We start from the raw sequence: 12,704 nt of genomic DNA on the forward strand, positions 1-12,704 counted from the left end.
ATTACGTATCGGATCTCAAACAGGTACCAAGGTCTCAGGGGGACAAATTGAAGAAATCACTTGCAGTGCTCGCGCTCGCGGGCACCATTGCTCTTGCCGCTTCCGCTCCAGCAATGGCAGTCAACTATCCGGCACCAGCTCAACAGGGCACCGTTTCCAATGCAACTGTCGGCGTTGGCGGAACCAGCACGTTCTCCGGCTCCGGATTCACGGCCGGCGAAACCGTCAACGTTACCGTCAACCAAACCACCACGGCTCAGGGCGCAGCAGCTCCCGGCGGCGGGTCGGTAGTCATGGGGGTTTCCGGCGCACTTCCGCTGGCACCGCTTACCATGACCGCCGTTGCCAACAGCGCCGGCGCATTTTCGGTCACCGTCCAGCTGAACTCCGCCGGCACTTACGTGCTGACAGCAGTCGGCGCAACTTCCGGCCACACGGTCACCGCAACCGTAGTTGCTTCCGCAGCAAGCAGTGCGGGTCTGGCAAACACGGGCGGGGCAGCACTGGCCAACACTGGTGCAGGCCTTGCCAACACCGGCGTGGACTCCAGCCTGATTCTGTGGGGCCTGGTCGGCGCTGGCGCACTCGTCGCCGGCACCGCCTCCGTAGTGGTTGTTCGCCGCCGCGCGAAGAACGAAACCGTAGTCGCAGCCTAAACGCCATAATCAAGGAGGGGTTGTTTCCGGTGATCCGGAAACAACCCCTCCTTGTTTGCGCGTACGGTAATTTATGAACATGGGGAGACATTGGCGACGACGCGAGAGGCTGAGCTTCAGAGTGGCATTGCCCGCGATTCCACGAATTCCGCCCATCCCGAGGCAGGCATGGCCGATCATTTTTTTGCTCCTTCTGGCCATGGTTTCCTTCGGAGTGGCTGCTTTCGCTTTGATGCGGCACTCGTGATTTTGACTCCCATGTTAACTTGTAAAACACAGGCGTCACGCGCGCCTGCCAGCGAGTGAAAGAGCTATACCTTTGGAATCGCCCCAACCCATTCGGATTCTGACCGTTTGCACCGGCAACATCTGCCGCTCCCCCGTAGCCGAACGATTGCTTCAGGCAGGCCTGGACCAGGTTCGGCCCGGCGGCTTCGAAGTCCGCAGTGCCGGCACCCGCGCCATGGTGGGCAGCCCCATCCAGCCGTTGTCAGCTGACATCATCCGTACATACGGCGGCACACCCGATGACTTTGCCGCGCGCCAGCTCACGTCGAAAATCCTAAGGGAATCGGACCTGGTACTCACCATGGCGTCCCACCATCGCGGGGAAGTTCTGCAGCTGGACGCCTCCCTGCTCAAACGGACGTTCACCATCCGCGAGTTCGCACGGATGGTGACCGCCCTTGAAGAACGAGGCGACGCCCCGCCGTCGGGCTCTGACTACACCCAGCTGTGGCGCGAACTGCCGGCACGGGCGTCGTCCGTCCGCCATCTCGTCCTCGCGGCAAAATCCTCGGACAACGACGTCGCTGATCCTTACAAACAGGGCGCCGAAGCGTACCTGCGGATGGAAGACGAGCTGGCCCCGGCCATCCTCAGGATTCTTCGCTACGCGCGGCTAAGTATGCAGCCGTCCTAACCGAGGAATTCCTTCATCCAGGATTTGAGATCTTCACCGAATTCGGCGCGCTCAGAGGCCATAGTGATGACGGCCTTCAAGTAGCTGAGCTTGTCCCCGGTATCGTAGCGACGTCCGCGGAAGACGACCCCGTAAACACCCGAGCCTTCGCCCTCGCCCTTTGCGAGGGTCTGGAGGGCGTCGGTCAGCTGGATCTCGCCCCCGCGCCCGGGCCCGGTGTCTTCGAGGACATCGAACACAGACGGGTGCAGGACATAGCGTCCAATGACAGCCAAGTTTGATGGCGCTTCCTCAACCGAAGGCTTTTCCACAAGGCTGTTGACCCGGACGTAGTCTTCCCCCGCGATCGACGTAATGTCGGCGCAACCATACGCGCTGATCTGCGACGGTTCCACCTCGATGAGAGCAATGACCGAGCCGCCGGTCTTCGCTTGAACCTCGATCATGGTTGACAGGAGCTCCTCGCTCTCGTCAATCAGGTCGTCCCCCAAAAGCACGGCAAACGGTTCGTCACCTACGTGCTGCCTGGCGCACAGCACGGCATGGCCCAAGCCCTTCGGTTCGCCCTGCCGTACATAGTGGATAGGCCCAAGTCCGGAGGTATGCTGCACGGCGTCCAGACGGGCTTCGTCGCCCTTCAGCTCCAAAGTGCGTTCGAGATCAGGCGCACGGTCGAAATGGTCTTCAAGAGCCCTCTTGTTGCGACCTGTGATCATCAGCAAGTCGCTGAGGCCCGCCTTCACGGCCTCCTCAACAACATATTGGATGGCTGGTTGATCCACTACCGGCAACATTTCCTTCGGCATCGCCTTAGTGGCAGGCAAGAAGCGCGTGCCCAATCCGGCTGCCGGAATAACTGCTTTACGAACTAATCTCCCCATAGACATAGGGCAAATCCTACGAATGGATTTTCAAAAACGCTAATCCCTGATGCAAGATTCCGACTCTCAGTCAGGCGATGGAGCTGTCGGATGAACTTGAAGTACTTCCCACCCGATAGTTGGGTCCAAGTCGTTGCGCCCTCAGGCTGTCCGGATTGCCTTGACCTCCAACGCTGTGGCTATGCGCCCGCAACCTCGAATACATGACCGCAGTCGTGCGAGCCTGGGGCAGGGAGTCAAATGTGCCACTGCGGCACATTTGCCGTAGGCCCCATCAGTGTTGCTTGATAGTTGATTGGCCCCGTCGGTATCCCCCATTCCGGCGGGGCACTTTTGGCCCCCATCGGCCAGGTGTTCCGGACGGCACCTGGTGGAGTCCAAAGATCTCTGACAACAACGATCCGCGAGAGTTTCAAATGCGCCGTTCCCGACCCTTGGCCCATCTCTTACTTAGCTAGGTGGCGCGTCTCGGTTGTCCTGCAAGGTTCCAGTGGGTGATGACGTGGCCCTTGGGACAGAACGGCCGGCCGGTGCGCCTGCGCTCCACCGTGGTGCCTGCAACTATCTCGACGTACCAGGTTTCTATCAGCCGTGTCCGGCACTTCGGGCATTTGTGCGCCGACTTTCGTTCCTCCATTGCTCCCCCACAAGCAGCGAATGATTCCCACCGAGCATACGTGACCGGTCGGTCGCGCAATGGAGTTTCTCCACGTGGTCTCCCGGCAGGCCATGAACCGTGCCCGCGAAGTGCACGGACGCCGCTGAATCCCGGCAACCGAACGAGAGCCGGGGAACCTCCCCGTTCCGAACGATGAAGCGGACACTCCCAGACGCATCAGCGCACATCTTCCTCGGTCTTTGAATGGATCTTAAACAGCTATTCCGGATAGGATCGGCGGGTTGTCCTCATGAAAGGCGCCGTATCCGTGGATTTCATCCGCTACACCATCGACCTCGCGATTTTCGGGGCCGCCACCCTTGTGCTGTTGATTTCCACCCATCTGCTCCTGCTGTGGAACGGGATCCGGAAGCACTCCCTCTCCCCGCACCCTGAGAAGTAACCGCGCCCATGCCCTACCTTGACATCAACCCGCATCGGCAAGGCCCGAAGTGGCCCGGGTACGCTGTGCTGGCGATCCTGGCCGTCCTTACGGTCCTTGTCGTCATCGCCGCTCTGGCCGGCCGGTAACCTCCCGTTTCGGCTCAAATGGTGCCGGCGCAACCCGCTGACTCCCAAGGATTGCTGGCCCTTCATGGCGTCAGGGCGATCGAAGCTTGAAAAGGAACGCCGGGCACCTGTTCTGGACCCTTCTCGACCCCTATGATTGCGGAAAGGTTTCCGCCGAACCGGCGGGCCCCAAAGGACACTGCCTGGGGGCGGGTTTGAAAGATACTGATGAACGCGGTGCCGCCGCTGTCCTGATCGCCCTGCTCATGGTGGTGCTGCTCGGTTTCGGAGCCATCGCCATTGACGCCGGCAACCTTTACGCCACGAAGGCGAAACTCCAAAACGGAGCCGATGCGGGGGCCTTCGCGATCGCCCAGGACTGCGCGACACGGGGAACGATCCTGTGCACCCCGGCCGCCGCGGGGAAGGCCCTGCAGCTGGCCAAGGCGAACGCCGACGGCGGCCTTGCCAACGCGGCTCTCCCGGCCTTCCCCGGCCCCGGCACCGTGGTGGTCGATGTCTCGGCCCAGGACGCCAACGGGAGCGGAGTCTCCCTGGGTCTGGCAAGGATATTCGGTCTCACCCGCGCGGATGTCAAGGCTGAGTCCATAGCCAAGTGGGGGTCCCCCTACGGCGGGACGGTCACCTTGCCGGTCACCTTTTCCGAGTGCCAGTTCGATCTGTCCGGAGTGATCCAGGTCCTGCCGATCCACGGAACCACGACGTGCGTCAGTTCCAGCCCGTCGGGTCACATCATCCCCGGAGGGTTCGGCTGGCTGCAGTCCGACACCGGAATGTGCGGGGTGACAGTTTCATTGGCCAGCCCTTTGGTTCCGTCCAAGCAGGGTGTCAGCGAACCCGGGCATTGTTCGGCCGTTTTTGATTCCCTGGAAAACCAGGTCATCATCCTGCCCGTCTTCGACGACGTCGACAGCACCACCGGCAACTACCACATCAAGGGCTTCGCCGCGTTCCAGCTCCTTGGCTTCAATTTCCCCGGGCACAGCTGGAACAACAACGGTTCCCCCAGCTGCAAGGGCAGCTGCAAAGGCCTGATCGGAAAATTCGTCCAGTTCACCAGCCTGAGCAACTTCACCCTCGGCGGTCCCGACCTCGGCGCCAAAATGGTTCGCCTCAGCGGCTGAGCAACGCTGCCCACACTGATCTTCTCCTCGTCACGCCAGCTGCCTACCTTCGCTCCCAGGCGAAGCACGCTTACTCACAGTGAGCAGTCTGCGCACCACTCAGTTTGCTCAGCTTTGGCACTCAATTAGTCAGATTTGGCACTCAATTCTGCGGAATCCACGCCCAAAGGTGGAAACGACTGCTTAGGATCAGCACAGGACCGGCGCCGATCCTAATTCAAAGAGGAACAGTGCAACTCATCGCGTCGTCGCAGATATTCCAGAATATTTGGATCCTACGGCAGGCAAAGCATCGATGGCCCACGGAGGGTCGTGTTCACGCGCCTTGGTCAATCCCCGAGTGAAAGTAGGGGTCAATTCATGGCAGCAAACAGAATCTTCATGTTACCGATGCTGGCGGCTCCTGCGTGCTTCGCATTCGCAGCCGTCGGAGGGAGCTACGCGGTAGTCGGCTGGATAGGCGGACTACTGATGATTGGGGCAGCCCTGTTCCTACGTACCCGTGAGTGGAAATCGGAAAGACAGGATAACTCAAATGAAGATCGTGCGTAGCTCTCAAGTTTTGCTGGGCGCAACCCACCGAGTCGCGTGGCAAGCCCTTGGCGCCATGAAAAACATCAAAAAGATTGCATTAATCCTGGCAGCCAGCGCAGGCTTGGTGTTCGTCGGGCTAGCCCCCGCCAGCGCCGCGGAGCCCACGGTCACAGCACCATCTATCTCAGAATCGCCAGTTGGAGCCGCCAGACCGGAACTGCGAGAACCGGCAGGAAAATACTATTCCTTCTGTATTAACTTGGGGGTATCCCACAACTGGACCAACAACCGCCCGAGCATCTGTCCCGGGTACCTTCATGTCTACATCGGAGGCAAGCAGGTTGCACACCTGAACATCGGCGCAAGCACTGCGAGCTTCACCTGGACCTGCGCTGCGGGTGTTGGCCTGAACATGGTCATCGTATTTGCCCCAGGTGGGGCGGTGGTTGGCTGGGCCTTGGCCGGTACGCTGTCGAGCATCGGGCTCACCCTCGCCAGTTGTGCCGGCTGGAAGTGTGCTTCCTTCCAAGAACTCACATCCGAAAGGTGGCCCTATGGCCAACAAGATTCCGAATCCTTGGATAAGCGCTTCGTTCTTTGCCTATGCAATCCTTTTCGCCTCTTGGCAACCCTTTGTCTGGTGGCGAGGAGTTGCATCAGTAATCGTATTGTGCCTCGGATGCTGGGGCCTTTACCTGTGGTGGCGCAGTAGGCGGAAGAATTCAAGCACCGAGCCTCCAAGAGGCTAAGAGGAATCGCCTGCTGCGATTCCATATCTTCGTGGGCTCGAATCAGATTGACACATTCAAGCTCCGGGCCTTGCGCACCGGGTGCTCGCTCAGGATGGACAAGCGGTTGAAGGCGTTGATGCCGATGCACGCCATGCACAGCACGCTGATCTGTTCCTCGGTGTAGACCTTCCGCGCGCGTGCGAACAGCTCGGGAGTGGGACGGGCTGTGCTCATGCGCGTGATCTGTTCGGCGAGCTCAATCGCGACCTGTTCGGCCTCGTTGAAGAGCCCCACCTCGCCATGCACGGACACCAGGGAAAGCCGCTGCTCAGTCTCTCCGTAGCCGATGGCTCGACGGTGATGCAGGTCCAGGCAGAAGGCGCAGCCGTTGATCTGCGAGGCCCGGTAGTTCAACAATTCCAGGGTCCGACGCGGGATCCCGGTCCTGTCCGCTTCCGCAGTGACCTGCTCCGCGTAGCCGGAGAGGGCCTGATAAAGTCCGGGCTGTTGCTTGTCCAGATAGCCTGCGAGCTTCGGGGTATTTTCACTCATCCGCAGAGCCTATCGGAGAGAACTTTCCAGACCCTGCAGACGGCTGAGCTATTTGACGCAGCTATTTCACGCAGGGAATCGCACCCCCTTGGAGGGCCCCGGTGGAATCCGCGTAGACGTTGCTTGCAGGTGCTGACGGGGTGGCTGGTGCTTGGGTTGCGGCTTCCGAGGCGGGTGGCGCTTCGGGTGCGGGTGCCGCAGGCGAGGCAGCCGCCGTCGTCGGGGTCGCCGTCGGGGTCGCCGTCGGGGTCGCCGTCGGGGTCGTTGCAGGAGCCGGTGGGACCGGTGTGAGGAGCTCCTTGACGGTGGCCTGCACCTGGTTGACGTTCACGGTGTTGATGGAGGCGCCATCCGGGGAGGTGCCGAAGCCTGTGATCGGCAGGGTGCTGAAGGAGATGTTGCCCCCGGTCAGGGACGTGGCTTGCTGGGCGAGCTGGATCAGGTTCAACTCCGAATCAACCACGATGTTCTTGCTCACGGCGTCCAGGACACCCTGCATTTTCCCGATATCGGTGAAGGTCCCGGCGTCTTTGAGCTGGTGGGACACGGAGGTAATGAAGGCCTGCTGCCGGCGTTCGCGGTCCAAGTCCGAGAAGAGGTACGTCGGGTCGGACGTGTCCCGGCGCTGGCGAACGAAGGCCATGGCCTGCTTGGCATCGATCTGCTGCATGCCCGCCTTGAAGTCGGCCCCGGAGAAGGTGTCCTGGGTTGCTCGGTTGACGCACACGGTGATGGGTGCGATCGCCTGGGCCGTCTGGTAGAACGCCGCCATGGTGACTTCGATGAAATGGTCGATGTGGACGCTGCCCAGGAACTTGGTCACGGTAGCTATTTCGGCTTTGCGTCCGGCGTCGCGGGCTGCCTGGTACGTCGTGTCGTCGTCGGGCTTTCCCGCGTTGATCAAGGAGGTCTTCTCTGCCGCGAAACCGTAGCCGTACGCTTCCTTGATTTTGGCTTTGAACGGGCCGCTTCCCGGTATGCCGTCAACCTGGACGTAGTCATCCCGGGGAATGGAGATCCCCGTGGCCTTGGAACCGTCTGCAGGGATATGGATGAGCATCAGGACGTTGGAGTTGTAACCGCCGATATTCTCATCCCCCGCGTGCAGCGCGTCATACATCTCCGGAGGAAGAGGCTTGCCCTTCTCGTCGACTCGTGTATCCAGGCCCATGACCAGGATGTTCGTGTCCTGGCTCAGCTTCGGCACCGCCTGGGGCATCGACTTCAGAGCGCCGAGGACATCAGAGCGGTGGACGTTGTTGTTGGCCGCAACCGCCGTCGCGCCCACATAGGTGACCGCGACGGCGGCGGCCAGGGCCACGGTTGCAGCGACCGCCGTGGCCGATATCAGGATGACGGACTTGCGCCGGGACTTGCGACGCATATGGCGGGGACCCGCGGAGGTTGCGGTCCCGCCGGGTGAAGCCTCCGCCTTCCGTCGTTTGCCGAGCTGGCGGTGGTGCCCATCATTCATGAAATTCTCCTGTCCCCGCCGCGGTTGGCGTGGTGGCTGGGTCCGCGGCGCGACCAGCGGGTAAGCAGATTGTAATCGGCCATCCGTGTAATGGCCTGGATGACGCGGGAAACCATCAGCCGCCAAGTCTTACTTGACGCAGGGGATGTTGCCGCCTTGGAGGGCTCCCGTGGAGTCGGCGTAAGTGCTGGTGCTGGGGGTCGGTGCCGGGTTGACGGGGGCCGAGTTGGCCGGTGCCTGGTTGGCGGGGGCCGGTGTTTCGGGTGCTGCCGGGGCCTGGGCTGGGGCGGTAGTGCTTGCGCCGGGCGCCGGCTGCGTTGCCGCTGCGGGGGTGAGAAGTTCCTTCACGGTGGCCTGGACCTGGTCGATGTCCACCGTGTTGATGGACGCGCCGTCCGGGGACGTGCCGAAACCGGTGATCGGCAGGGTGGTGAACGCAATGTTGCCCCCGGTAAGGGAGGTTGCCTGCTGGACCAGTTCGATGAGGTTCAAGTCGGAATCAACAACGATGTTCTTGCTCACGGCGTCGAGGACACCTTGCAACTTACCGATGTCGGTGAAGGTTCCGGCCTGCTTAAGCTGGTGGGACACCGAAGTGATGAAGGCCTGCTGGCGGCGTTCGCGGTCCAGGTCCGAGAACTGGTAGTTCGGGTCGGTCGTGTCGCGCCGCTGCCGCACGAAGGCCATGGCCTGTTTGGCATCGATCTGCTGCACGCCCGCCTTGAAGTCGGCCCCGGAGAAGGTGTCTTGGGTAGCCTTGTTGACGCACACGGTGATGGGCGCGATGGCCTGGGCCGTCTGGTAGAACGCGGCCATGGTGACTTCGATGAAATGGTCGATGTACACGCCGCCCAGGAACTGGGTGACGGTCGCGATCTCAGCCTTGCGTCCGGCGTCGCGCGCTGCCTGATAGGTGGTGTCGTCATCGGCTTTACCGGCGTTGATCAGCGAGCTCTTCGCGGCGTCGAATCCGTAGCCGTAGGCTTCCTTGATCTTGGCATTGAAGGGCCCGCTTCCGGGGATGCCACTGACCTGGACGTAGTCATCCCGGGGAATCGAGATCCCGGTTGCCTTGGATCCGTCGGCAGGGATGTGAATGAGCATCAGGACGTTGGAGTTGTAGCCACCGATGCTCTGGTCCCCGGCATGGAGTGCGTCGTACATTTCCGGAGGAAGAGGCTGCCCCTTCTCGTCGACCCGCGTATCCAATCCCATGACCAGGATGTTCGTGTCCTTGCTCAACTTCGGGACATCCTGGCCGTTCAGTGCGCCCGAACGGTGGAGGTTTGCGTTGAAATTGAGCGCGGTACCACCCACATACACGACGACACCGAGGACGAGTGCTGCCGCGGCCAGGGCGGCGATGAGGACAATCCTACGACGGCGGAACTTACGGTCCCGATCACGCTTCAGGAGTTGCTCATACAGCGAGGGCCGCTGCGTACCGTTGGTTTCAGTCATCGGGCTCTTCGTTTCTTAGTTACCGGTGCGTGTTTCGGACTCGACGTGGTTGCTGCCGGGAGCTGCGCGGTGGTGTTCGCGGCGGGCCCAGTCGCTCGGGATCGCCGCTTCGAGGGCGTCGTCCACGGTGATGACACCTAGAATACGGCGTTCGGCATCCAGCACGGGGAGGGTGAGCAGGTTGAAGTCGGCCATGGTGGTTGTGACTTCGATGATGTCATCGCCCGGCTGTGCGCTGACGGGCTCGGCGTCGGATACGTCGCTGAGCTGCTTGTCCTGGTCTGACTGCAAGGCCTGGACAAGGCCGATGACGCCTGCGAGTGTTCCGTCCGGGTGGAGGGAATAGATGGTTGTCAGTGCTTCCGGTTGTTGGGCGGTGGCAGTTCGGACGCTGTTGATCGCCTCCGCGACGGTGGCGGTTGAGGGCAGCGCCGTGTAGTCGGTTCCCATCAGCCCGCCGGCCGTTGCGTCATGGTAGCCAAGGAGCGCCATGACTTTGGCGTGCTGGGTTGGCGGCAAGAGGGCAAGGATCGCTTTGCGGCGTTCCTGAGGCAGGTCCATGACAGCATCTGCGGCGTCGTCGGCGCGCATGTGGGCCAACACGTCCGCGACGTCCTGGTCACTGCGGTCCTTCAAGATGCGCGACTGGCGGTCGTCGTCGAGCTCTTCAAAGACATCCGCTTCAAGCTCGGGATCGTTGTGAACCTGTGCCAGGAGTTCGTGCTGCTCTTTGTCGGAGGAGTCCTCAATCAGGTCGGCGATCTGGGCCGGCTTCATCTTGCGGAAGCGTGCCGAATCCGAGCGCACCTTGCTGGAGTCCTTGTGGCCGATGAGGGGCAGGAACTGGTTCCAGTCGCGGGTGGCGTGGGGTTTGTGGCTGCGCTCGGTCCGGAACCAGCGGGGCTTGTGGACGTCGAGCCCGGTGGCCTCCCAGGTGTCTCCGTTCTGGCTGAGTTCGATGTCGTAAGCCTTGACCATGATGGTGCGTTCTGTGTCGATGAGCCGGTGTCCGAGGACGTCTTCCTGGAGGAGGACTTCGCCTTCGCGCCGGCTGAAGGGGCGCAGGTCCAGCTTGGTGGTGCGCAGCCGGACGCCGTCAGCATCGATGCCCGCCACGTCCTCGACTGTCGTGAAGATCTGGGTGTTGCCCACACTGACGACCAGGCCGCTGAGTGTGGGGTAGGCCCCGTCGCGGAGACGGACAATCACGTCGGCAAGGACGCCGATCTGGTTGCCTTTGGAGTCGAGGACGGGCTGGCGCAGGAGTGTAGAAAGCATGAAGCGCGGTGCACTGGAGGTGTCTGTGGTGCTCATCGGTGGGAGCCTTTCGGGAGAAGGGGGCTTGACGGGCCTGCTGTGGAATCTACGCCCTGGGCGTTCAGCCGCCAATAGCCAGCTGGACCACACGGACGATGACCAGGATCATCGCGATCAGGAGGTAGGCGCGCAGGACCGTGAGCCCGGCCCTTCGCGCGGTGGAGAGTTTCGGTGCCGCTAGGAGAGTCAACGGGGGCATTCTCCATTCGCGGCGCTCGGCGTGGCTGACGGCTTCCCTGGCTGGGCCGGGCCGGACGGCGCGGTAGATCACGTAGGCGATGCAGCCGAACAGGCAGGCCCCGCCCCCGATGAAGATGATCGCGACAATGGTTCCCCCGGTCATGTCCGGGAACAGGACGCTGGAAGTCAGGACCAGGGACAGGATCACGAGGATGCCGATGATGAACGCGGTGAAAATGTTCAGGAATTTGCCGTTGACCCATGGCCCGAGCACTTGCTTGTCGTTGCACAGCAACAGCAGGAACACGGTGGCGGATGGCAGCAGAACGCCAGCAAGCACCTGGACTCCCACGGTCAGCAAACCCAGGGGCGCTCCCGGAATCAGAACAACAATGGCCGAAATCAGCAAGATGCCGGCGAAGACGGCGTAGAAACCCTTGGCATCGGAAAACTTGCGATGCAGGGAGTGCTTCAGACCAAGGACATCGCCGAGCGCATACGAGGTGGACAGACCCACGGCTGCGGCACCGATGATCGAAGCGTCAATCAGCGCGACGGCGAAGAGCACGCCAGCGGTCTTTCCAACGTACTTACCAAGGCCCTCAGCCACGCCTCCGGCGTCGGTGAAGTTTCCGAATTCGGGCTGGCTGGCGAACGTCGCGGCCGTGAATCCCATGATGGCCGCCGCGCCGACGATGACGATGGCGATACCGATCCAGAGATCAGCCTTTTCGTAGTTGATGAAACGCGGAGTGATGCGCTTGTCAATCAGGTAGGACTGCTGGAAGAACAACTGCCAGGGCGCAATGGTGGTGCCGACGATTCCGATGATGAGCAGCGTCACTGTTGACAGATCCGAACCAGCAGGAACACCGGGAACCACGAAGTCGTGGGCTACCTGGCCCAGGCCTGGGTGCACCATCACGATGATCGGAACCAGCAACAGGGATCCTGCCACGAGGATCATGCAGACACGTTCGAAACGCTTGAAGGATCCCGTGGAGGCTGCCCCGATGATGATGGCGGCCGCTACGAGGACGCCGATGACTTTCGGGATGCCCAGGTAGTCAAGGCCGAGGCTGATACCGATAAATTCCGTCACGATCGTCAAGGCGTTCAGGATGAACAAGTCGATCACGCTGAACGCGCCCCAGAACTTGCCGAACCGTTCCAGAATGAGGCGGGCGTGCCCGACGCCGGTGACGATACCGAGCCTGAGCACCATTTCCTGGTTGACATAGAGCACGGGAACCAACAGCAGGAGCGTCCACAGCAGGGACGTGCCGTAGTTCTGGCCGGCCTGCGTGTAGGTGCCGAACGCTCCGGCGTCGTTGTCTCCGACCATCACGATGAGGCCGGGACCGACGACGGCGAGGAGAGTCTTCAGTTTGGCCTTCCAACCGCTGCTGGAACCTTCCTGATCAACCTTGATGGTGCCGAAGGCGCCCTTGATGTCGCCGATGTGCGCGCTATCAAGGGATGCCGGTGCCTTGTGCGCCGCAGGCATTGTGGGCTGCGGACCCGTGGGGATGTTAGTGGTCATGGGGTGTCCTTCCCGGGACATGAAGACATCCACCTGTGGCATGCGGAGCGCACTGCACTCAGGCCAGAAGGGTGGAGTCGCGGGCGACTAGTGGGGGGAAAAAGCGCAGGCTTAACCCGCGTCAGAAGCTGGATTCAGTG

11 protein-coding genes are annotated in these 12,704 nt (G+C 61.6%); 5 read left to right on the top strand and 6 right to left on the bottom strand.

What is annotated here, in order from left to right; translation table 11 throughout:
• Nucleotides 1-47: 47 nt before the first annotated feature.
• Nucleotides 48-656 carry an LPXTG cell wall anchor domain-containing protein gene (locus ABH924_RS05505; protein ID WP_404497550.1) on the top strand — a complete coding sequence of 203 codons (609 nt, stop codon included), beginning with the start codon at nucleotides 48-50 and terminating at the stop codon, nucleotides 654-656.
• Nucleotides 657-975: 319 nt separating this feature from the next.
• Nucleotides 976-1,578 (top strand): low molecular weight phosphatase family protein, encoded by a 603-nt coding sequence (locus ABH924_RS05510; RefSeq protein WP_404497552.1) that lies wholly within the window; start codon nucleotides 976-978, stop codon nucleotides 1,576-1,578.
• On the opposite strand, the gene galU is transcribed toward ABH924_RS05510, so the two are convergent.
• Entirely contained in the window at nucleotides 1,575-2,465 is an 891-nt protein-coding gene (galU, locus tag ABH924_RS05515; protein WP_404497554.1) for a UTP--glucose-1-phosphate uridylyltransferase GalU, read from the bottom strand. The two genes, ABH924_RS05510 and galU, sit on opposite strands and share 4 nt — an antisense overlap.
• A gap of 902 nt (nucleotides 2,466-3,367) precedes the next feature.
• Here galU and ABH924_RS05520 point away from each other — a divergent pair.
• The 3 genes from ABH924_RS05520 (at nucleotide 3,368) to ABH924_RS05530 (ending at nucleotide 6,018) form a co-directional block, all read left to right on the top strand.
• Complete coding sequence (locus tag ABH924_RS05520) at nucleotides 3,368-3,520, top strand: hypothetical protein (RefSeq protein ID WP_404497556.1); 153 nt, start codon at nucleotides 3,368-3,370, stop codon at nucleotides 3,518-3,520.
• Nucleotides 3,521-3,842: 322 nt separating this feature from the next.
• Nucleotides 3,843-4,772, top strand: coding sequence for a TadE/TadG family type IV pilus assembly protein (locus tag ABH924_RS05525; protein WP_404497557.1), 930 nt, complete (start codon nucleotides 3,843-3,845; stop codon nucleotides 4,770-4,772).
• A 535-nt stretch (nucleotides 4,773-5,307) separates the two neighbouring features.
• A complete protein-coding gene (locus tag ABH924_RS05530) occupies nucleotides 5,308-6,018 on the top strand; it encodes a hypothetical protein (protein WP_404497559.1) in 711 nt (236 codons plus the stop codon).
• A 79-nt stretch (nucleotides 6,019-6,097) separates the two neighbouring features.
• On the opposite strand, the gene ABH924_RS05535 is transcribed toward ABH924_RS05530, so the two are convergent.
• The 5 genes from ABH924_RS05535 to ABH924_RS05555 form a co-directional block, all read right to left on the bottom strand.
• On the bottom strand, nucleotides 6,098-6,589 hold the full coding sequence (locus ABH924_RS05535; protein ID WP_404497561.1) for a carboxymuconolactone decarboxylase family protein: 492 nt from the start codon (nucleotides 6,587-6,589) through the stop codon (nucleotides 6,098-6,100).
• 61 nt (nucleotides 6,590-6,650) lie between these two features.
• Nucleotides 6,651-8,063, bottom strand: a complete 1,413-nt coding sequence (locus ABH924_RS05540; protein ID WP_404497563.1) for an LCP family protein — start codon at nucleotides 8,061-8,063, stop codon at nucleotides 6,651-6,653.
• Nucleotides 8,064-8,192: 129 nt separating this feature from the next.
• Nucleotides 8,193-9,524 (bottom strand): LCP family protein, encoded by a 1,332-nt coding sequence (locus ABH924_RS05545; protein ID WP_404497565.1) that lies wholly within the window; start codon nucleotides 9,522-9,524, stop codon nucleotides 8,193-8,195.
• A gap of 15 nt (nucleotides 9,525-9,539) precedes the next feature.
• Nucleotides 9,540-10,838: a magnesium transporter MgtE N-terminal domain-containing protein gene (locus ABH924_RS05550; protein ID WP_404497566.1), complete on the bottom strand. Its 1,299-nt coding sequence runs from the start codon at nucleotides 10,836-10,838 to the stop codon at nucleotides 9,540-9,542.
• Between the two features lie 64 nt (nucleotides 10,839-10,902).
• Nucleotides 10,903-12,564: an NRAMP family divalent metal transporter gene (locus ABH924_RS05555; RefSeq protein ID WP_404497568.1), complete on the bottom strand. Its 1,662-nt coding sequence runs from the start codon at nucleotides 12,562-12,564 to the stop codon at nucleotides 10,903-10,905.
• Between the last annotated feature and the right edge of the window lie 140 nt (nucleotides 12,565-12,704).

The organism is Arthrobacter sp. GAS37, assembly GCF_044908325.1.
In the GTDB taxonomy this organism is placed as follows: domain Bacteria; phylum Actinomycetota; class Actinomycetes; order Actinomycetales; family Micrococcaceae; genus Arthrobacter; species Arthrobacter ramosus.